Genomic DNA, 21,458 nt, shown 5'->3' on the forward strand with positions numbered 1-21,458 from the left:
GATCCCAACGCGCCCCCTCCAGGGAGGGGAATTGGATAACATTAAAATAAAAAAGGTTCTGCATTAAATGCAGAACCTTTCACTTTTTTACTTTGGCTTTTGCCTCAAAAGTCTATTTCAATATATTTTTCCAACTTACAAAATCACCGATGATCTTGTCTAGCTGATCTGCAGGCACGCGTTCTTGTTGCATTGAATCGCGATGGCGCAGGGTTACGGTGTTGTCTTCCAGTGTCTGGTGATCTACCGTGATACAGAAAGGTGTACCGATAGCATCCTGACGGCGGTAGCGTTTACCGATGGCGTCTTTCTCCTCGTACTGCAAGTTGAAATCCAATTGCAGGCTTTCCATAATTTCACGTGCTTTCTCAGGCAATCCGTCTTTTTTGGTGAGCGGGAAAATAGCAGCTTTAACCGGAGCCAGGCAAGGGTGCAGGCGCAATACGGTACGGCTATCTTGCTTTTCTTCGGTGCTCAGATCTTCTTCTTCGTAAGCATTGATCATGGTCAGCAGGAACATACGGTCCAAACCAATCGAGGTTTCGATTACGTAAGGGATGTAGTTACCATAAGGTTTGCCGTCTTCGCCTAATTCCGGATCGAAGTATTGCATCTTCTTTCCAGAGAATTTCTGGTGTTGGCTTAAATCGAAATCGGTACGGCTGTGGATACCTTCTACCTCTTTAAAGCCGAATGGGAATTCGAATTCAATGTCGTAAGCAGCATCTGCATAATGTGCCAGCTTAGTATGCTCGTGGTAACGGTATTTGGCGGCATCTGTACCTAGGGCCAGGTGCCATTTTAAACGTGCAGCTTTCCAGTGTTCAAACCATTCTTTCTGCGTGCCAGGGCGAACAAAGAATTGCATCTCCATTTGCTCAAACTCGCGCATGCGGATAATAAACTGGCGGGCAATAACCTCGTTACGGAAAGCCTTACCAATTTGGGCAATACCAAACGGAATTTTCATCCGGCCCGATTTCTGTACGTTAAGGTAGTTCACAAAAATACCCTGAGCAGTCTCGGGACGCAGGTAAACTTTATCAGCATCATCTGCAATGGCACCCATTTGGGTACTAAACATCAGGTTAAACTGGCGTACTTCTGTCCAGTTGCGGGTGCCGCTAACCGGGTCGGCAATTTCGTGCTCAACAATCAGTTCGCGTAAACGCTCCAGATCGTCGGCCTTTATAGCATCGTCCAGATCTTTCTGTAAAAGCTCCGCTTTATCTGTTTTGCCGTCCTGATCGTAACGGGCAATTTTATCTTCTAGTAATTGGTCGGCGCGGTAGCGTTTTTTCGAATCCTTGTTATCAATCATCGGGTCGCTAAAACCGCCCACGTGGCCGCTGGCTTCCCAAATTTTGGGATGCATAAATATAGCCGAATCAATACCAACGATGTTTTGGTTCATTTGCACCATGGCTTTCCACCAGTAGGTTTTGATGTTGTTTTTCAATTCAGCCCCAAACTGACCGTAGTCGTAAACGGCGCTTAAACCATCATATATCTCACTCGATTGGAAAACAAAGCCATACTCTTTGGCATGTGCAATTACATTTTTAAATAGTTCGTCGGTGTTTTTGCTCATAACGGGGGTAAAGATATAGATTTTTAGGAAGTTCATAGTTGATGGTTCATAGTTCATAGCGAGAAAAACTAACGAGTGAATAATAGAGGGGGGAATTGTAGAAAGTGGCAGAGGCAGTCCTCTTTTAAATAAGGATGTCATACCGAGTGTGGTTCAGAGAGGCCAACGCTTATGCTTCGAGCGCCTCAGCATGACAGCGCTTCTTTTTTATTTCGCTTTACTGCTACTGCCACTCACCACTGCTACTTCTTATGTGCTACTAAAAAAAATCTCAAATCTCGTATCTAAAATCTATTTTTACGCCATGAGTATCCGGGTTGAAGCATTGACCAAAATTTATGGTACGCAAAAGGCGGTAGATGGCATTAGCTTTAGTGCACAAAAAGGTGTAACAGGTTTTTTGGGGCCTAACGGTGCGGGTAAGTCTACCACTATGAAAATCCTGACGGGCTTTATTCCGCAAACTTCGGGCAAGGCCACGGTGTCGGGGTTCGATGTTAGTTCACAGTCGTTAGATGTTCGTCGCAATATTGGTTATCTTCCAGAAAGTAACCCGCTATACCTGGATATGTACGTAAAGGAATCACTTGCCTTTGTTGCCGGTATCCACAAAATAGCATCGCCCGAGGCGCGCATTGCCGAGGTTATAGAGCAAACAGGTTTAGGGCCAGAGCAGCATAAAAAAGTTGGGCAGCTATCTAAAGGCTACCGCCAACGGGTGGGGCTTGCTCAGGCCATTATTCATAATCCGGAAGTTTTGGTGTTGGATGAGCCTACCTCGGGGCTCGATCCAAATCAATTGATCGGCATCCGCCAGTTAATTACTGAGCTGGGGCAATCTAAAACTATCATTCTCTCTACACATATTATGCAGGAGGTTGAGGCTGTTTGCGGGCAGGTGATTATCATTAATAAAGGTTGTATTGTTGCCGATAACAGTCTCGAAAAACTTCGTGCAGATAACGACGGACAATCGCTCGAGCAAATTTTTATTAAACTCACCAATAATTAGTGTTCGTGCGCGGCGTTTAAAAGAAGCCTGTCTATACTTTATTCATTTACATGAAATACCCCATTCTGTTATTATTCTGCATATGCCTTTTTCAGCTTGCCAATGCGCAGGACGATATTGGCGGGCGAAATGCTTTTGCTGTTAGCGCCGGGTTTGAGCTTGGTTTGCCTACACAAAGTATTTACAGCGTAGGTTTGGGCGGATCATTGAAACTGGAAGTTCCTGTCGCGCATAAATTCAGCCTGTCTGCAACCGGAGGCTTTACTACCATGACTTACAAGAGCGCTTTTTCGCGTGCATTCGGTGCACCAGGCAGCGATACTTACGTGCCATTAAAAGGTGGGGTAAAATATTATGCCTCACAAGGATTTTACTTAGAAGGCGAATTGGGAACGGCCATTGAAACCTCGCACGATTCGCGCAGTTTATTCGCATGGTCATTAGGGCCGGGCTTTGTAATACCGGTTAACCACGGCAAAAGTGGCGTTGATTTGGGGTTTAGATACGAAAGCTGGGGCGGTAGCGAAGTGAGACAGACTGCGATAAGAGTGGGTTATCGGTTTGGATGGTGATTGAGGTTGCCTCACCCCGACCTTCTCCGAAGGAGAGGGAGTAAAGAAATAACATAGAGACAGGGAGGAACTTTAAAGAGCGTTGGCCTGGACAGAAAAGCGTGACCGAGGGATGGTCTCGTGCGGTGGAGCTTTTTTCTGTCTTGATTTTTTGGTTACTTTTGGATCAAGCCAAAAGTAACTAAGCCCCTGCGGCTATGAGCAGACTAACGATAACATTAGTACTACTTATTATAAATAGCAGCAACTTTGCGTCGCAATGAGATGCTATATCAAAAGATAAAAATATTCGTATACACAACCAAATGTTCACAATACTTAAAAAAGAAATAACCTTATACCTCAGCTCCATGGTGGCCTATATTACCATTGGGGTGTTTTTAATTGTACTCGGGCTGTTTTTATGGGTATTTCCCGATACCGGTATACTAGATTATGGATACGCCAGTTTAGAAAGCCTTTTCAATACAGTACCGTACCTTTTTATGTTCCTGATTCCGGCTATAACCATGCGGTCGCTGGCCGAAGAGCGCAGGGAAGGTACGTTCGAATTACTGGCAACACGGCCGATAACTTTCGGACAAATTATTATGGGCAAATACTTTGCCTGCGTGGCTTTAGTGCTGTTTGCTTTATTGCCAACCTACGTTTACTATTATTCGGTTACGGTATTGGGCAACCCGCAGGGTAACATTGATAGTGGTGCGGTTATCGGCTCGTATATCGGTTTGTTTTTGCTGGGTTCGGCTTTTGTTGCTATCGGGCTATTTGCTTCGGCTATTACCAAAAACCAAATCATTGCTTTTACTATCGCCGTATTCCTGTCGTTCTTTGTTTTCAGTGGGTTCGATTCGCTAAGCCAGCTGCTATCAATGCAAAACTCGGGAGTGGAAGAACTGGGTATTAGCACACACTATAATTCAGTAAGCCGTGGTGTTTTAGATACGCGCGATCTGTTCTATTTTGTGGCGCTTACTACTTTATTTATCTTATTCGCGCTCGTTGCACTTAAACTTCAAATGCAGCGAAAGTTGCTGCAAAATGATGTTTATATCTATTCGGGTGTTTTTGTGCTGGCCATTGTTGCGGCTTTGATAGGCTTTACACGGGTGGATTTTACTAAAGAAAAGCGATTCACACTTTCACCTGTAAGCCAGAACATGATGGATAGCCTGCGAGCCCCTGTTAAGGTTACAGTTTATTTACAGGGTGATAATTTGCCCAGTGGTTTTAAGCGCTTACAACGCGCTACACGCGATATGCTGAACGATATGCAGGCTTACAGCCACCGCAAATTGCAGTTCGAATTTGTTGATCCGCTGAAAGGGCAGGCGCAGGCTGAGCAAGACTCAACCATTAAAAATATGATGGCCGGCGGTATTGAGCCGACCAATCTTTCGGTAAAAACAGATGACGGTTTGATCCAGAAACTGATTGTACCGGCCGCAGTAATTACATCGGGCGATAAACAAGTGCCGGTTAATTTATTGCAGCGCCGCATTGGTTTGGGTGATGATGAGGTGCTTAACAATTCGATCCAAAATCTGGAGTATGCTTTTGCTTCGGGCATTAAAAAGGCAGTAACTGGCGGCAACCAGCAAATAGGTTTTGTTGAGGGGCACAATGAGTTAAACGATGTACAGCTGCACGATGCAATTAATACCCTGGCAAGCAGTTTTATGGTGGGAAGGGTAGACTTAAAGAAGATCTCTTTAGCCGATTTGTTGCGGGTGAAATTATTGGTAATAGCTAAACCCGAGAAGCCATTTGTTGAACAAGAGAAATTTAAGATAGACCAATACCTGATGCATGGCGGCAGTATCTTATGGTCGGTAGACCAGGTTAGTGCCGAGTTGGATAGCCTGCGCAATCATGAAGGGGAACAACTGGCTTTCAATAAACAGTTAAACCTCGACGATCAATTATTTACCTATGGGGTTCGCATTAACTATGATCTGATTGTCGATCTCAATAGCACGCAAATTCCGGTTGCTACGGGTAGTGTAGGGGGGCAGGCGCAAATACAAATGGTGCCTTGGTTGTTTTATCCGTTATTGGTTCCGGTATCGCGCAATGCCATTGTTAAAAATGTAGACGGCATTAGTAGCGAATTTATTAGTACTATGGATACCTTGGGTGTAAAAGGGGTAAAGAAAACAATTTTGCTTACCACTTCGCCCTATAACAATAAAATATCAACCCCACGGATGTTGTCGTTGGCGGCCATAGAACAGCAGCCAAACCCTAAGGCCTTTCAAAATCCACCTAAAACGGTTGCCGTTTTGTTGGAAGGTAAATTTAAGTCTGACTTTATGAACCGTCCTGTTCCGGAAGGCATTAACGAGCAGGTAAACGTGCTGCAGCAAGGCCAGCCAGCCAAAATGATCGTGATTAGCGATGGCGATATTTTTAAAAATCAGGTAGGATCTGATGGCTCGCCATACCCATTGGGTTACGACCATTATAGCCGACAAACCTATGGCAACAAGAGTTTGCTGTTGAACATGGTGGATTACCTTACCGGCGATACCCGATTGATAGCCCTGCGTACCAAGGAGATACAGATAAGGCCTCTTAACAGAGCCCGTGTGCGTAACGAAAAATTATACTGGCAGCTGGTAAATAATATTATCCCTCCAGCGTTAGTGTTAATATTTGCTATTTTTCAACATTATTTACGCAAACGAAAGTATGCGCATTAATTTTTTTACTTTTGATTGATTAACCCATCAGGAATGAGATTTATTGTTTCTACATCAACATTACTAAAGCAATTACAGTCGGTAAGCGGCGCGTTAAGCAACAGCACCGTATTGCCTATACTGGAGAACTTTTTATTTGAGATTAAAGAAGGCAACCTAACTATATCTGCCACCGACCTGCAAACCAGCATGACTACCTCACTGTCTGTTGAAGCAAAAGAAAACGGAAGAATAGCTATCCCGTCGCGCATATTACTAGATACCTTAAAATCATTACCGGAGCAGCCGGTGGCTTTTTCTGTAGATGATAAAACCTTTGCTATTGAGATCAACGCTGGCGATGGTAAATATAAACTGAGCGGCGAGAACGGTGAGGACTTCCCTAAAATTCCGGTTGTAGAGAATGCAACTTCTGTGAATTTACCGGCATCTGTATTGGCCGAAGCCATTAACAAAACCATTTTTGCGGTAAGTAATGATGAGCTTCGTCCCGCTATGACGGGGGTATATGCGCAGCTGTCAACCCAGTATTTTACCTTCGTAGCTACCGATGCGCATAAGTTGGTACGTTACCGTCGTAAAGATGCCAAGGCCGAAAGTACTACTTCTTTCATCCTTCCTAAAAAAGCTTTAAACCTGTTAAAATCATCGCTACCTGCTGATGATGTTAACGTGGCTATTGAATACAACAACACAAGTGCTTTCTTTAAATTTGGCAACATTAATTTGGTGTGCCGTTTAATTGACGAGCGCTACCCGGATTACGAGGCTGTTATCCCGCAAAATAATACCAACAAGCTTACTATAGATCGTCTATCGTTCCTGGGTTCGCTTAGTCGCGTGGCTATCTACGCTAATAAAACTACCCACCAGGTAAGGTTAAAGATTAGCGGCAGCGAATTGAATATTTCTTCTGAGGATATCGACTTCGCTAACGAAGCTCATGAGCGCTTAACCTGCCAGTACGAAGGTGAAGACCTGGAAATCGGTTTCAATGCCCGTTTCTTGATCGAAATGCTGAAAAATCTGGCTTGCGTAGAAGTTAACCTCGAAATGTCGACCCCTAACCGTGCAGGTTTATTATTGCCCGTAGGTGGCGACGAAAACGAAGATGTGTTAATGCTGGTTATGCCGGTAATGCTTAATAGCTACGCCTAAGGATAATTGAAAATTTTTTATAAGTCCGGACGTTAAAAGCCGGACTTTTTTGTTGAATAATACTAAAACCTGTTTGCAACTGTTATAATGCAGGCAGAAACTAAATGAAACTCAGAACCGGACTTATATTATCAGCACTGATTGCGGGCTTATGGTCGTGCAACAAGGATGCTAATGCCCCGGCAGATAACACGCCATCTACCAGCCTAAATGTGGTTAATACCATTACTACAGACACGCTTAATTTTTATCTGAACGGTACAAGGCAAAATAGTGTGTCGAGTATTTATACCGGCGGTGCTACGGGGTATCTATCGGTAAAATCAGGCAGTCAGAGTTATCAGTTTAAGAAATACGGTCGTAGCGAAGTGTTATTTACCAAAACATTGGTATTGGATACCATTCCGGTGAAGTCTACGATAAGAACAGATACTATTAAAAATGCTACAACCGGTGCCGTAACCACTATAACCAAAAAACTAAAGGGCTATTCTTTTTTTGTAACCAGCGAAGATGTAAGCAAAGCATTTTTATTAAAAGACACACTAAAGCTTAATAGCGACAGCGCTACGGTGCGTTTTGTGCATACAGCTGACGGCGTGGGCGCGGTTGATGTAAACATAGGAGGGGCAAGTTTCACAAATGTGAGTTATGGTAATGCAACCCAGTTTAAAACTGCGTTAATTGGAAGCAATAGAGTGGTTACAGTTTCTTTAACTGGCAGCACGGTTGCCAAGGCAACCCAACGTTTTCTTTTATCGAGCTCTACGGCTTATACTTTCTACATAAGAGGGGTTCCCGATGGAACGGGTAAATCGGTATTTACGGTAGGGGCAGCACAGGGGAATTAATTTTGTATAATAAGGATATGGCCGAAAAAAGCAATACATATATAGGTAAGATGTTGACGCTATTGGTGGCAGGCATTATGATTGCGCCGCTTATAACGTCGTGCGGTAAAACCAGCACCGGAACTGCCAATAGTTATAACTCACGGCTAGTGGTTGCCAATTTAAGTCCGGATATAATGCCTGTGGATTTGTATATAGATAATAAGATACAGAATCCTGGTACTGGTACAGCAACAACGGCCAACGTAAATGCTTACCGTTTTCCTACTCCAACAGATTACGTTTATTTGCAGATCATCAACTCGCCGCTTCAAATTCGATCTGACACGGGCCAACGCTCGGTTCTTTTTTCTACAGATAGCGTACCGCACCAGAATTCAAAATACACGCTCTTTGTGACCGGGATGAAGGCCGATAATAATATAGGTTACGTCTTTTTAACTGATACCGATAAGGTTGCCCCTGTGGGTAGAGGTAAAATCAGGTTTGTTAATGCTTCGCCGCGTTCGGGCGCGTTTGATATCTATGCTAATCAAACCATTGCATTTAAGAACATTGCGTTTAACAAGGTTTCGCCCTGGTTAGAGATGCCTGCAGGCGATTACGATTTTAAAATATATGCCAACGGTGATCAGACTACAGTGCTGAAAGAAGTTAAGCAAACTATTTCCGACAGTAGATTATATACGATGTATAGCTATGGGATAGTAGGCCGTACCGATACTGCGGCATTTAATACCGGATTGATCACCAATAAATAATAAGTAGCCCGATATTGGGCTATATTTTTATTTTTGTTCCAAAATCAAGCATTTTGGAACTGATAAAAAGCATTATAGACTTTGTTCTTCACATAGACAAACACCTTAGTCCGGTAATAAGCCAGTACCAAGGTTGGACTTATCTCATTCTCTTCGTAATTATTTTTGCAGAAACCGGCTTTGTGGTTACCCCATTCCTTCCGGGTGATTCATTGCTGTTTGCAGCAGGTGCATTGATCGCTGCGGGTGATACTGGTTTAAATATTTATGTACTGGCGATCATCTTAATTGTCGCCGCCTTCACTGGTAATACATTAAACTACTTCCTCGGTAATTATTTAGGCGAAAAAGTATTTAAGCCCGAAAACAAAGTGTTGAAGTTAGAATACTATACCAAAACTCAGGACTTTTTTACCAAGCACGGCCCGATAGCAGTGATATTAAGCCGTTTTATCCCAATTATCCGTACCATTGCTCCGTTTGTAGCAGGCGTGGGCAGAATGCCTTTTTTACGTTACAGTCTTTATAATATTATTGGCGGCGCGGCATGGATCATACTGTTCCTATTTGCCGGATACATGTTTGGTAACCTGCCTTTCTTTAAAACGCATTTCTCAGTAATTACCATCGGTATTATTTTGGTATCGGTTGTTCCTGTTGTCTGGGGATTGATGAAGAGCAAAAGGGAGAAGGCTGTATAAGAGAGGGGAATCAAGAATCGAGAGTCAAGAATCAAGACGCTTATTCAGTCGTGTTATGAAGAAAGCGAATTGTCAGGCTGGCATTCGAAGCCTCCGGTTAAAGAACGGTTGTTTTTTACATCGTTTTATATTGGGAGTATAATAAAGATGCATTATCATTATTGTATTTTCTTCCTGTTCGGAAAAATCAGGAGGGGTTTCTTAAACGCCGCCTCCTCTTTATCCAATATCGCTTTGTCCTCCACACTCATTTTAACAGCGATCAACTTATTCAGATCAGGCTGTCCCGCATCCACCCAGGCCGAATACCAGTAACTGCCTACGGCGAGCATGGCCGTGCGCATGCGGCGTTCCACCATACCATGCAATAGCCTGTTATAGGCTGCACAGTATTCGGGCGAGTAATCGGTAATCTTGCGGGTGCCGCGTTCCTGCTGGCTGTATTTTTTATCGGTAGGGAAGGTCTTGTTTAATATCTGCTCAAAACGGACAACTGAATCCACACACCTAAACGAGCTTCGGCATAAGATAAAAGCTTCGGATAATGGGTTGTCGATATAACGGGCTTTGCCATTGTATAAATGATATTGAGCGAAAAACTGTTCGGGCAATCGGCTTTCCCACAAAGCATGCAGGCCTTTCTGATTGGTGAGCTGGCCATCGTAATTAGTGCTTAGGTGCAATGGCACACAGGCGTCAGATACATAATGGCCTAAATCGGCAGAGGTATGGAGGATGCCGGTTGTGTCATGTGCCTTAAACGCGCGCACGAGTTTATAGTACTGATATTGGATAGTCCAGGGTACGGTGCCGTATTTGATCAGGGTATCTTTAGTGTATTTTGCGGCAGCATCATTCCATTTATGAGGGATAGTTTTAAAAGGCGCTTTGCCATAATAATCGGCGTCTAAGAAATGACGGGGCGCTTCGGTGCTGTCGTTATAGCGGCGTTTATCGGCAGTAATAGAGTGTTCGGTAATGTAATTGATATTGCTTTTATAAAAAGTAGCCATGCCTTTAGGTAAAATAAACACGGCAAGGTGATGGATACGCTGATGAGCAAAAAAGCCCCAGGATGAGCAAAGCGTTAAGATAGAAAGCGCTAAAAAAGAGCGCAAGGCAGGTTTCATGCCCAAATATATAAAGCGTTGGTTAAAGCACTGTAAATGAAAAGCTTTTTAATTTAGTCGAAATACGGTATCTTTGTGGGGCATAAGATAATACGCTTTAAAGTTTTTTCAAAAAGGATTTGATTTTAAAAATATTCGTCTTATATTTGCAGTCCGAAAAATAATAAAGAATACTTAGCTAAAATGGCAAATCATAAATCATCAATCAAAAGGATCAGAGCTAACGCTGCGAAGCGTCTACGCAACAGATATCAAGCTAAAACTACAAGAACCGCTATTAAGAAATTAAGAGGTTCTACTACAAAGGCAGATGCAACTCCGCTTTTGAGCAAGGTTATTTCTATGCTTGATCGTTTAGCTAAGAAAAATGTGATCCACAAAAACAAAGCTTCGAACAATAAATCAAAGCTTACTAAGTTTGTTAACGGCTTAGCATAAGCTAAAACTAACCAAATATACAAGAGGGATAATGCCGCAAGCATTGTCCCTTTTTTGTTGCCGCGAATTTTGATAACTTCCCCTCGTGGAAACATACGAAACCAAGATCAGCATTAAAGCCTGGGCCGAAGAAGACCGCCCCCGCGAAAAGCTGAACGCCCAAGGACGCCGGGCTTTAAGTGATGCCGAACTGATTGCTATACTGATCGGCTCGGGCAACCGCGACGAGTCGGCCGTCGAACTCAGTAAGCGTATTTTACATCACTACGATAACGATCTTAATAAACTGGGTAAGGTTTCAGTAGCCGAACTTTCTAAATTTAAGGGTATTGGCGAGGCCAAAGCTATTTCCATTATCGCAGCGCTCGAACTAGGGCGCCGCCGTGGCGAAACGGAGGCCAAAGTGCCGGATATTATCACTGGTAGTCGTTCGGCATGGCAAATACTGCGCCGCCATTTGGTTGATCTTAACCACGAAGAATTTTGGATATTGCTGCTTGGCCGCAACAACAAAGTGATTGGTAAAGAGTTGATCAGCAAAGGCGGCTTATCTGGCACGGTTGCCGACCCTAAGGTGATCTTTCATGTGGCTTTACAACACCAGGCATCATCCATTATACTAGCACACAACCATCCCTCGGGCAATTTAAAACCCAGTCAGCAGGATATTGATCTAACTAAGAGATTATACCAGGCAGGAAAAATCCTGGAGATCAATGTATTTGATCATTTAATTATTACAGATGAGGGGTTTCTGAGTTTTGCTGATGAGGGGTTATTGTAAAATGTAGGGTTTTTCATTCCCCTCTCGAGAGGGGTTAGGGGTGTGTTCTTTCGACAAGTTAATGCCGCGGAAACACACCCCTGTCAACACACATCCCGCCGCGCCCCCTAGAGAGGGGGATTGGTTGTATGGTAATTTTCCGTCAGTCAAATCGTTAGGTAACAAACCAAACTTTATATCATGAAACTTTCAAACCACGTGTTTAATGTTGGCCTATTAATTTGCCTTTTGCCCTTAGCGCTTGCTTTTACAAAGAATTCAAAGGTTAATCATGCATACAAACCATCAACAGATACGATTATTCCACCCAGGTTTGAAACAGACACGTTGAAGTTTTTGGCATCCGATTCTACAGTGGTTGATAAAGATCAGCACACAGTTAGGTTATATGGCAAAGCCTGTATTACCAATAGTTCAACGCGTGTTAATGCCGATTACATTGAATATAATACCGATGAGAAGATAGGCACAGCAAAGGGCAATGTGATTTTGTACGATATCGGCGAAAATGTTATGGCTAAATCATCTGAGGCTGTGCTTAGTTTGAAGTAGGATCCAGCGCTGTCGCAAGTTTAGCGAAGCGTAACTTGTGAATAAATCTATTATAAGCTTCCAGCTTACGTAAGGTGAAACCTTACTTCCTAATTACCACAGGTTGGAAACCTGCGGTAGCAGTTAAGTATTGGGCAAAAGGATTAGATTGAGTAATTTGAAGGAGCTTTTTAAAGCCCTTTGTAAAAAGCATCTTCACATCTGCATATTTTCACATCTGCACATCAAAAAATTCTATCTTTGCCGATTATCATCACATCAAATGAAGATATCTTATAATTGGCTTAAAGAATTTATACAAACAGATAAAACGCCGGCTGAAATTTCACAGATCCTAACCAGCACCGGTTTGGAGGTGGAAAGCCTGGAAAAGGTACAGGCTATTCCGGGTGGACTGGAAGGCCTTGTAATTGGTTATGTTAAAGATTGTGCCCAGCACCCCAATGCCGACCGTTTACGTGTTACCCACGTTGACGTAGGCGCTGGCGAAGACCTGCAGATTGTTTGCGGAGCACCCAACGTGGCTGCCGGGCAAAAAGTAGTTGTTGCCGTTGTAGGTACAACCGTTTATCCAACACACGGCGAACCATTTAAAATAGCGAAATCAAAGATCAGGGGAGAGGTATCCGAAGGGATGATATGTGCCGACGACGAGATTGGCTTGGGCGAGTCGCACGAGGGTATTATGGTATTACCAGAAACAGCAGTAGTTGGCACATTGGCTAAAGATTACTTCAGCCTGAACGACGATTACATGTACGAGATCGGTTTAACGCCAAACCGTGCTGACGCTGCATCGCACTTGGGCACTGCCCGCGATGTTGCCGCCTACCTGCGTACGCACATCACCAAACCCGATGTTTCTGCGTTTGCAGTAGACAATAATGACCTGGTTATCCCGGTTGAGGTTGAAAGTAAGGCGGCTATCCGTTATAGCAGCTTAACTATTTCGGGCATCAAAGTTGGCGAATCACCAAAATGGTTGAAAGAACGTTTGGCTGTAATTGGCGTACGTTCTATCAATAACGTGGTGGATGTTACCAACTATGTATTGCACGATCTTGGCCAGCCATTGCATGCTTTTGATGCCGATAAAATTACCGGCAGCAAGGTTATTGTAAAAACAGTGGCCGAGGGAACTCCATTTGTAACGCTCGATGGAGTAGAGCGCAAGCTGAATGCCGACGACCTGATGATTTGCAATACAGAGGAACCAATGTGTATTGCAGGTGTATTTGGTGGTTTAACGTCTGGCGTAAGCGATGAAACTACCAGCATACTTTTAGAGAGCGCTTACTTTAACCCGGTTTCTGTACGTAAAACATCGAAAAGATTTGGGTTGAAAACTGATTCATCTTTCCGTTTCGAGCGTGGTACCGACCCGGACATGACGGTGTTTGCTTTAAAGCGTGCAGCCCTTTTAATTAAGGAAGTGGCAGGCGGAAGTATTTCATCCGACATATCCGACATATACCCGGCGAAAGCTGAGGCCTTCCAAGTGGAGTTTGGCTATAAAAATGCCGTTCGCCTGATAGGTAAAGATATCCCTGCTGCCGAGATCAAGGCGATTATTGAAGCCTTGGATATCAAAGTAGAAGAAGAGAGCGCAGAAGGCTTATTATTAGCTGTGCCGGCATACCGTGTTGATGTTACCCGCGAGGTTGACGTAATTGAGGAAGTGCTGCGTATTTATGGCTATAACAATATCGAAATCCCAACGCAGATCAGAGCTTCGTTAATTACATCGGGTAAGCCTGAGCGTGATACTGTTCAGCGTGTTATTTCTGAGCTGTTGACTGCCAATGGTTTTAACGAAATGCTGGCTAACTCATTAACCAGCTCGAGCTATGCTACTGATCTGGAGCATGCAGTTAAAATTTTAAACCCGTTAAGCAGCGATTTGGATATTATGCGCCAAACATTACTGTTTTCGGGCTTAGAGGCTGTTGCACATAACCAAAACCGTCGTAATGCTAATGTTAAGCTTTACGAATTTGGTAAAGTATACAGCGTTAAAGAAGATAAATATACCGAGAGCCGTCAGCTTTCATTGTTTATCAGTGGTGCAAACCAGGGCGAACAATGGGGACACAAGCAAGAGCAGGTGTCGTTCTATCACCTGAAAGGTGCCATTGACGAATTGGTTGACCGCCTGAACCTTAACGATTACAGTGTTGAAGACGTAGCCGATGACGAATTAGCTTACGGTTTGCAATACAACTATCGTGGCGGTAAAACGCTGGTGAAATTTGGTTCGGTACAGGCTCCGGCATTGAAAAAGGCTGATGTGGAGAAAGAAGTTTTCTTCGCGGTGTTCAATTTCGATCTGATCTTGCAGTTAGTTCAAAAAAATAAGATCACTTACCAGGAGGTATCCAAATTCCCGGCAGTGAGACGCGACCTTTCGATGCTGGTTGATAAGGCAGTAACCTTTAACCAACTGAAGCTGATAGCTCAAAAAACAGAGCGCAAATTGTTGAAGGAAGTGAACGTGTTCGACGTTTACCAGGGCGATAAACTGCCGGCGGGAAAAAAATCGTACGCACTGAGCTTTATTCTACAAGACGAGGACAAAACGCTCACCGACAAGGCTATCGAGGGTATAATGCAGAAATTAATTTATAACTTAGGAAAAGAAGCAGGAGCGGAAATCAGGAAATAGTTTGAGATGGGCAAAATATTCAATCCGTATTGCTGTTTTGAATGAACCCGAATATCTGAAATCCGAAACAAAGAAGCATGCCATCAGTAGCCGAACAGTTATTAGCAGTCACAGAGAAAGCCGAGCGTTTAATAGAACTTTGTAGTATTTTGCAGGAAGAAAACGACCTGCTTAAACGCGAACGCGAAGAGTTGAATACTGTCATAAAAGAGAGCAAAGGCAAGCATGTTGAGCTGGAAGAAAAGCTTCGTGTATTGAAAATGGCTAAGTCATTTTCAGATACTAATGAAAAAAGCCTTGACATCAAGCAAAAAATTAACGAATTTGTGCAGGAAATTGATAAGTGTATTGTGTTGCTGAAGAAGTAACGCAAAAAAGTGAACAAGCTCAATGGGAGAAATCTCCATAAAAATAAATATTGCTGACAGAGTTTACCCCTTAAAGGTAAGCATGGAAGAAGAGGAAATAATACGCAGGGCTGCTAAGCTGATCAACGATCGCCTGAAAGAATATCAGGAGAACTATGCAGTTAGAGATAAGCAAGATTTGCTTTCAATGGCGGTATTGCATTATGCAACAGCATCATTAAAGGCAGAGCGTAAAGTAACGGACGAGGATACGCAAGTAGCCGATAACGTGTACAAACTGGACCAGTTATTGACCAATTTTTTCTCTAAGTAATAACGTTCTTATACACAAAAAGAGCAACATTTAACCGCGGTTAAATTTGAAGTTTCACGATTAAAAAGGAAGTGCTGTACGATTATCGGACCAGTGGCAGGTGCATAATGCCATGATGTCCCAATGATAGCAGCGTTTTTTTGCATTGATGACACTTGAAATTTACTTGCGGTTTTTTTATATATACATATAACCATTATGAACATACTCTATATCATCATCGGACTGTTAATAGGCGCCTTCATCGGCATTGCCATCGGCCGATTTCTTCTACGGAAGCTATTTAAAGAACAGGAAACATCAGCTCAAAATAAAGTAAAGAAGATTTTAAAGGATGCGGAAAACAACGCCGAGATCCTGAAAAAGAACAAGCTGCTGGAAGCAAAAGAGAAATTTTTGCAATTGAAAGCTGAGCACGAGCAGGAAGTTAATTCTAAAAATAACAGCCTCAATCAACGCGAAAACTCTTTAAAACAGAAAGAGCAATCATTAAACTCTAAACTGGAGAACGCTAACCGCCGCGATGCGGAGGTTGACAACGTGCGTAAAAACCTGGAGCGCCAAACCGAGGCTGCTGTTAAAAAGCAGGAAGAGGTTGAGCATTTAAAACAACAACACTTACAACAACTGGAAACCATTGCAGGCATCAGCGCCGAAGAAGCAAAAAACCAGCTTGTAGACAACCTGCGCGAAGAGGCTCGTACTAAGGCCATGATGCAGATCAAAGATATTGTTGATGAGGCTAAGCTAACCGCTACCAAAGAGGCGAAAAAAGTGGTTATTCAAACCATTCAGCGTACTGCTACGGAAAGTGCTATCGAGAATACGGTTTCTATCTTCAACATCGAAAACGACGAGATCAAAGGCCGTATCATCGGTCGCGAAGGTCGTAACATCCGTGCGCTGGAAGCAGCAACCGGTATCGAGATTATTGTTGACGATACGCCGGAAGCAATTATCCTTTCTGGTTTCGATCCGGTTCGTCGTGAAATTGCGCGTTTGGCCATGCACCGTTTGGTAACAGATGGGCGTATCCACCCGGCACGTATCGAAGAGGTAGTGGCTAAAACCAAAAAGCAAATTGAGGAAGAGATTGTAGAGATTGGCGAGCGTACCGTGATAGATTTAGGTATCCACGGCCTGCATCCGGAGCTGATCCGCATGGTGGGACGTATGCGTTACCGTTCGTCTTACGGCCAGAACCTGTTACAGCACTCTCGCGAGGTAGCTAACTTCTGTGCTACTATGGCTGCCGAATTAGGGTTAAATGTAAAACTGGCTAAACGTGCCGGCTTACTGCATGATATTGGTAAAGTGCCTGATGATAACCCGGAATTGCCACACGCAATTTTAGGTATGCAATTGGCCGAGAAATATAAAGAGCATCCGGAAGTTTGCAATGCAATCGGTGCTCACCACGACGAGATCGAAATGACTTCAATGATTTCGCCAATTATTCAGGCTTGTGATGCTATATCTGGTGCCCGCCCTGGCGCACGCCGCGAGGTGGTAGAAAGCTATATCAAGCGTTTAAAAGAGCTGGAAGAACTTGCTCTGTCATATCCTGGTGTAGAGAAAACATTCGCAATACAAGCCGGTCGCGAGCTGCGCGTAGTGGTTGAAAGCGAAAAAATAAGCGATGCGCAATCTGAAATACTGGCAGCAGATATTTCAAACCGTATCCAAACCGAGATGACTTATCCGGGCCAGATCAAAGTTACCGTGATCAGGGAAACCCGTTCGGTAGCGTTTGCTAAGTAAGATTTCTCCAAACCTCTCCAAAGGGGAGGCTTAAAGAATATTTTGATACAAAACATTAAGTATTGAAACCAAATACAAAAACTTCTTCTAAAAACATCAGTGGGGCCCAGCGCCCCATTGATGTTTATTTTACACTGTATAACCAGCAATATCCATCTGTTCGCGAAAAGTTGATATTAGCTATTATTTTGTTGGCGCTTTATTTCGGGCTAATGGGGCTGATATGGATCATACCATTTCCGCATCCCAACTGGATGGGTAGTTATAAAGACTACTTTAGCTGGGCCTCCTTTTATATTGCGGGTATGGTGTACTACTGGTATAAGCAGTCGCCAATCTTATCTTACTTCCTGCTGATCATTCTGTTTGCTTTTTCGTATGGTGCGTCGCAACTGGCAGAAATGGGCGCGCTGGTTGGCCCGCCGGTATGGACTATTTGCGGTCCGATAGTGATAGCGGCGTTGATTACTTTTTATATGGTTACCAAAAAGCGTAACGGTGTTCCGTTTATAAACAGTATGCTCCGAATGCCTGTATGGTTGGTTGGTTTCCTTGGGAAAAAGCTCGGTGTTAAGTTTTAAACAACATAAGGACGTGTATTTATTAATCTCAAACTAAAGTAGTTAACCCTTAGTTATTGAAATTATTGTTAAGTATAAGTTCAATCAATGTATAAAACATAATCATGTGTTAACATTGGCTTAATATTATTAGAGAACCTTTGTGCTCAAATTGAACACAAAATGAAGAAGCTCTACTTAATTCTCTTATCCGTTCTCACAATCGGCTTTATTTCACCGGCCAGCGCGCAGTTAACAAGCGCGACAATCAGTGGTAAAGTTGTCGATTCAAAAAACGTTACTATGCCGGGTGTTACCATTACGGTATTAAACACCAGCACCGGAACCCGTTATGGCGCACAAACCAACGCCGACGGCCGTTTCAGCATTCCTAACGTTAACCCAGGTGGCCCGTACACTATCACAGCCTCATTTATTGGTTACAAAAAAGAAGAGCGTAACGATCTTACCTTATCTTTAGGTAACGCCACTTACAATTTTCAGTTATTAGAAGAAAGTACTGCTTTGAAAGAAGTTACTGTACGTGCTACAGGTGGTGCAACTAAAACTGGCGCCAGCACACGTATCGGTCAAAATGCTATCAAAACGTTACCATCTATCAACCGTAACTTTCAGGATTTAACCCGTACTACTCCTCAAAGTAACAATAACTCTTTCCAGGGAACCAACTTCCGTTATAACAACGTAACGCTGGATGGTGCTATCAATAACGATGCGATCGGTTTCAGCCCTTCATTAGGTGGCCAAACCAATGCATCTGGCCAGGTAGGTAGCAGTACCCGTACCAGCCCTATCCCAATGGATGCAATCCAGGATATACAAGTTTATGTAGCGCCTTTCGATATCAAAATTGGTAACGTATTGGGTGGTAGTATTAACGCTGTAACCCGCAGCGGTACAAATGATGTTAGCGGTGCTTTTTATAGCTATGGCCGTAACGCTACTTTGGTAGGTAAAAACAATGCTTCTGCAGCAGCAGGTGGCGATGGTTCTAAAGAGCCAAGTGATTTCCACGATTACCAGATCGGTGGCCGTTTAGGTTTCCCTATCATCAAAAACAAATTATTCTTCTTCACCAACGAAGAGATCAACCGTCGTCAAGATCCGGTTATCTCCGGCGCTGGTACCGCTGGTTCTGCTAAGATCTTAAGCTTACAGGATGCACAAAATCTTGCAGCAGCATTTAAAGCTTACAGCGGGCAAGATGCAGGTACTTACAACAATACCAACATCTACTCTAAATCTAACAAGTTCTTTAATCGTTTAGACTGGAATATCAACGATCACAACCAGTTAACAATCCGTAACAACACCATTAGCTCTGAAGCTACTAACTTAGAGCGCGACCAGTCTAACTTCCGTTTTGGTGGTATCGACTATGTATCGCATAACAACTCTAACTCAACTGTTGCCGAATTAAAATCAAGATTATCAAACTCAGCTAACAACAGTTTATTGGTAGGTTATTCAAACGTACACGATTATCGTGACCCTACTTCGAACCCTGCTTTACCGCAAATCGAAATCACTGGTAACTCACCAGGTACCACCATTTTTATGGGTACTGACCGTGAAGCTGCTATATTTGATATGCACCAAAAAACTACCGAGTTAACTGATAACTTTACTTTAACCAAAGGTAAACACACCTGGACTTTCGGTACACACAACGAGTTTTATAACATTACTTATAACTTCGTTAACGCATGGAACGGTCGCGACGCGTATGGTAGCATTGCAGCGTTTTTGGCTAACAGCCCATCTCGCGTACGTGCTAACTACAACTACACCAACAACACCCGCGATTATATCCTTAGCAACCCATCGGCACAGTTTAAAGTTAACCTGTTAAGCTTATATGGTCAGGATGAGATCCAGTTAACTGATAACTTCAAATTAACTGCAGGTATCCGTTTTGACTATGCTGATGTTCCTAATAAGCAGCCGTTAAGCTCTAAAACAACTGGTGCACCGGTTGATCCAAACTACGGTAATACCTTTACTTATACTTTACCAAAAGATATCCAGAACAAATACCTGAACAATGTAGAGATCAACCCACGCGTATCATTTAACTATGATGTTAATGGCGATCAAAGCGTTGTTCTGCGTGGTGGTAGCGGTTTATTTACTGGCCGTGTACCTTTCGCATGGTTTGGTTATGCGTTCTACAACAACGGTGTAACTTACGGTGCATATGACAAAAGATCATCAGCTGGTCCGTTCACTCCAGGTACTAACCCGGTGCAAGCGCCTTCAAACGGTGGTTTAGGTTTTGTTAATCAACAAATCCCTGCGGTTAATACCAGCGCAAGCGGTGCAACCCAAGTGGATATGATCGACAACAACTTTAAAATGCCGCAAGTATGGAGAAGCAGTTTAGCTGTAGATTATACTACTCCAGATCAGTGGAAATTTAGCTTGGAAGGTATCTACACTAAAGTTATCCATGATTTGAAATTCCAACAGGTTAACACTACCGACCAGGTAGCTTACTACCCTTACGATACTCAAAAACAACAGCCAATATTTGTTAATACTAAGCCAAACGCTTTATACACCAACGCTTACTTATTATCAAATACAAGCCAAGGTTACCGTTACAGCGCAACAGCTTCGATTGCTAAGCTTTTCCAACTGGGTGCTTTAAGTAACTTAAACGCTAGCGTTGCCTACACTTACGGTCACTCTAAAGACGTAACCAACGGTATCCGTAACTCAATGGAGTCTAACTGGCAATTAAACCAGGCTTTAAATCCAAACAACCCTGGTTTAGCTAACTCTAACTTTGATATCCGCAGCCGTATCGTATCAACCCTTAACTATATGGTTAACTGGGATAACGCTAAAAACTACACTGCAAACTTTACCTTCTTCTTCAGCGCGCAAACTGGTAACCCATACACTTATGGTTTCTATCCAAACGCTATCGATGGTACTGGTCAGCAAGTTAGTTTAGCTTACATTCCTAAAGTTGGCGAAACTGTTAAATTCTTTAACGACATTGCTGGTGGCCAAACTGCAGCACAGCAAGCAGCAGCATTCGACGCCTTTATCGATGGTGACAAATACCTGAAAACTCGTCGTGGTAACTTTACCGAGCGTAACGCAGCGTTTACACCATGGAACAACCAACTTGACTTCCGTTTTGCTCAAGACTTTAAATTTGGTAGCGGCAAACGTAAACAAGTTATTACCTTCACTTACGATATCGTTAACTTAACCAACCTGTTGAACAAGAAATGGGGTCAATACTACTTCTCTCCAAACACTTACAACTCAACATCTAGCGTAGGTTTAACACCAGTGAGTGGTGCAGGTACACCTTCATTTGCAAACGTACCAACAACTTATCCTAAGTATACATTCACTAACCCTGGATTACCATACTCAGTTGATTACTTTGCTTCACGCTGGCAAATGCAGTTTGGTGTGCGTTACGCATTCTAAACAGATTTTTCAAAATAGTAATTATAAAAAAGGCTCCCGATTGGGAGCCTTTTTTGTTGATGAAATGTGCC

Annotated in this window: 18 protein-coding genes; 16 read left to right on the top strand and 2 right to left on the bottom strand. The window is 43.2% G+C overall.

Features of this window, described 5'->3' with window-relative positions:
* Positions 1-112 precede the first annotated feature (112 nt).
* On the bottom strand, positions 113-1,591 hold the full coding sequence (locus tag GSY63_RS16165; RefSeq protein WP_166586936.1) for a glycine--tRNA ligase: 1,479 nt from the start codon (positions 1,589-1,591) through the stop codon (positions 113-115).
* 304 nt (positions 1,592-1,895) lie between these two features.
* Between GSY63_RS16165 and GSY63_RS16170 the strand changes: the two genes are divergently transcribed.
* From GSY63_RS16170 to GSY63_RS16200, 7 genes are all read left to right on the top strand, one after another.
* Positions 1,896-2,603: an ATP-binding cassette domain-containing protein gene (locus tag GSY63_RS16170; RefSeq protein ID WP_166586838.1), complete on the top strand. Its 708-nt coding sequence runs from the start codon at positions 1,896-1,898 to the stop codon at positions 2,601-2,603.
* Between the two features lie 50 nt (positions 2,604-2,653).
* A complete protein-coding gene (locus GSY63_RS16175) occupies positions 2,654-3,175 on the top strand; it encodes a hypothetical protein (RefSeq protein WP_166586839.1) in 522 nt (173 codons plus the stop codon).
* A 305-nt stretch (positions 3,176-3,480) separates the two neighbouring features.
* Complete coding sequence (gene gldG, locus GSY63_RS16180) at positions 3,481-5,877, top strand: gliding motility-associated ABC transporter substrate-binding protein GldG (RefSeq protein WP_166586840.1); 2,397 nt, start codon at positions 3,481-3,483, stop codon at positions 5,875-5,877.
* Positions 5,878-5,910: 33 nt separating this feature from the next.
* Entirely contained in the window at positions 5,911-7,035 is a 1,125-nt protein-coding gene (dnaN, locus tag GSY63_RS16185) for a DNA polymerase III subunit beta (RefSeq protein ID WP_166586841.1), read from the top strand.
* A 104-nt stretch (positions 7,036-7,139) separates the two neighbouring features.
* Positions 7,140-7,886, top strand: a complete 747-nt coding sequence (locus GSY63_RS16190; protein ID WP_166586842.1) for a DUF4397 domain-containing protein — start codon at positions 7,140-7,142, stop codon at positions 7,884-7,886.
* Positions 7,887-7,903: 17 nt separating this feature from the next.
* Positions 7,904-8,647 (top strand): DUF4397 domain-containing protein, encoded by a 744-nt coding sequence (locus GSY63_RS16195; protein WP_166586843.1) that lies wholly within the window; start codon positions 7,904-7,906, stop codon positions 8,645-8,647.
* 53 nt (positions 8,648-8,700) lie between these two features.
* Entirely contained in the window at positions 8,701-9,348 is a 648-nt protein-coding gene (locus GSY63_RS16200) for a DedA family protein (RefSeq protein ID WP_166586844.1), read from the top strand.
* 158 nt (positions 9,349-9,506) lie between these two features.
* On the opposite strand, the gene GSY63_RS16205 is transcribed toward GSY63_RS16200, so the two are convergent.
* Positions 9,507-10,478, bottom strand: a complete 972-nt coding sequence (locus GSY63_RS16205) for a zinc dependent phospholipase C family protein (RefSeq protein ID WP_166586845.1) — start codon at positions 10,476-10,478, stop codon at positions 9,507-9,509.
* A gap of 183 nt (positions 10,479-10,661) precedes the next feature.
* Here GSY63_RS16205 and rpsT point away from each other — a divergent pair, with 183 nt between their 5' ends.
* The 9 genes from rpsT to GSY63_RS16250 all read left to right on the top strand — a co-directional run bounded on the left by rpsT (position 10,662) and on the right by GSY63_RS16250 (position 21,387).
* On the top strand, positions 10,662-10,916 hold the full coding sequence (gene rpsT / locus GSY63_RS16210) for a 30S ribosomal protein S20 (RefSeq protein WP_166586846.1): 255 nt from the start codon (positions 10,662-10,664) through the stop codon (positions 10,914-10,916).
* Between the two features lie 85 nt (positions 10,917-11,001).
* Positions 11,002-11,700, top strand: a complete 699-nt coding sequence (radC, locus tag GSY63_RS16215) for a RadC family protein (RefSeq protein WP_166586847.1) — start codon at positions 11,002-11,004, stop codon at positions 11,698-11,700.
* A gap of 180 nt (positions 11,701-11,880) precedes the next feature.
* Positions 11,881-12,252: a hypothetical protein gene (locus tag GSY63_RS16220; RefSeq protein ID WP_166586848.1), complete on the top strand. Its 372-nt coding sequence runs from the start codon at positions 11,881-11,883 to the stop codon at positions 12,250-12,252.
* Between the two features lie 262 nt (positions 12,253-12,514).
* Positions 12,515-14,914 (top strand): phenylalanine--tRNA ligase subunit beta, encoded by a 2,400-nt coding sequence (pheT, locus tag GSY63_RS16225; protein ID WP_166586849.1) that lies wholly within the window; start codon positions 12,515-12,517, stop codon positions 14,912-14,914.
* A gap of 77 nt (positions 14,915-14,991) precedes the next feature.
* Complete coding sequence (locus GSY63_RS16230; protein ID WP_166586850.1) at positions 14,992-15,282, top strand: hypothetical protein; 291 nt, start codon at positions 14,992-14,994, stop codon at positions 15,280-15,282.
* A 22-nt stretch (positions 15,283-15,304) separates the two neighbouring features.
* Complete coding sequence (locus GSY63_RS16235; protein ID WP_166586851.1) at positions 15,305-15,595, top strand: cell division protein ZapA; 291 nt, start codon at positions 15,305-15,307, stop codon at positions 15,593-15,595.
* 198 nt (positions 15,596-15,793) lie between these two features.
* Entirely contained in the window at positions 15,794-17,356 is a 1,563-nt protein-coding gene (gene rny / locus GSY63_RS16240; protein ID WP_166586852.1) for a ribonuclease Y, read from the top strand.
* 62 nt (positions 17,357-17,418) lie between these two features.
* The gene (locus GSY63_RS16245) at positions 17,419-17,937 is read left to right on the top strand and encodes a hypothetical protein (RefSeq protein ID WP_166586853.1); all 519 of its coding nucleotides are present in this window, start codon (positions 17,419-17,421) and stop codon (positions 17,935-17,937) included.
* A 162-nt stretch (positions 17,938-18,099) separates the two neighbouring features.
* Positions 18,100-21,387 (top strand): TonB-dependent receptor, encoded by a 3,288-nt coding sequence (locus tag GSY63_RS16250; RefSeq protein ID WP_166586854.1) that lies wholly within the window; start codon positions 18,100-18,102, stop codon positions 21,385-21,387.
* Positions 21,388-21,458: the final 71 nt, after the last annotated feature.

It is taken from the genome of Mucilaginibacter agri (assembly GCF_009928685.1).
In the GTDB taxonomy this organism is placed as follows: Bacteria; Bacteroidota; Bacteroidia; order Sphingobacteriales; family Sphingobacteriaceae; genus Mucilaginibacter; species Mucilaginibacter agri.

Bases quoted from the DNA above. Each gene is read 5' to 3' on its own strand.
- gldG (WP_166586840.1), top strand. From the start codon at position 3,481: ATGTTCACAATACTTAAAAAAGAAATAACCTTATACCTCAGCTCCATG.
- GSY63_RS16230 (WP_166586850.1), top strand. From the start codon at position 14,992: ATGCCATCAGTAGCCGAACAGTTATTAGCAGTCACAGAGAAAGCCGAG.
- GSY63_RS16205 (WP_166586845.1), bottom strand. From the start codon at position 10,478: ATGAAACCTGCCTTGCGCTCTTTTTTAGCGCTTTCTATCTTAACGCTT.
- GSY63_RS16250 (WP_166586854.1), top strand. From the start codon at position 18,100: ATGAAGAAGCTCTACTTAATTCTCTTATCCGTTCTCACAATCGGCTTT.
- GSY63_RS16220 (WP_166586848.1), top strand. From the start codon at position 11,881: ATGAAACTTTCAAACCACGTGTTTAATGTTGGCCTATTAATTTGCCTT.
- GSY63_RS16165 (WP_166586936.1), bottom strand. From the start codon at position 1,591: ATGAGCAAAAACACCGACGAACTATTTAAAAATGTAATTGCACATGCC.
- GSY63_RS16195 (WP_166586843.1), top strand. From the start codon at position 7,904: ATGGCCGAAAAAAGCAATACATATATAGGTAAGATGTTGACGCTATTG.
- dnaN (WP_166586841.1), top strand. From the start codon at position 5,911: ATGAGATTTATTGTTTCTACATCAACATTACTAAAGCAATTACAGTCG.
- GSY63_RS16175 (WP_166586839.1), top strand. From the start codon at position 2,654: ATGAAATACCCCATTCTGTTATTATTCTGCATATGCCTTTTTCAGCTT.
- rpsT (WP_166586846.1), top strand. From the start codon at position 10,662: ATGGCAAATCATAAATCATCAATCAAAAGGATCAGAGCTAACGCTGCG.
- GSY63_RS16170 (WP_166586838.1), top strand. From the start codon at position 1,896: ATGAGTATCCGGGTTGAAGCATTGACCAAAATTTATGGTACGCAAAAG.
- GSY63_RS16235 (WP_166586851.1), top strand. From the start codon at position 15,305: ATGGGAGAAATCTCCATAAAAATAAATATTGCTGACAGAGTTTACCCC.
- rny (WP_166586852.1), top strand. From the start codon at position 15,794: ATGAACATACTCTATATCATCATCGGACTGTTAATAGGCGCCTTCATC.
- pheT (WP_166586849.1), top strand. From the start codon at position 12,515: ATGAAGATATCTTATAATTGGCTTAAAGAATTTATACAAACAGATAAA.
- GSY63_RS16190 (WP_166586842.1), top strand. From the start codon at position 7,140: ATGAAACTCAGAACCGGACTTATATTATCAGCACTGATTGCGGGCTTA.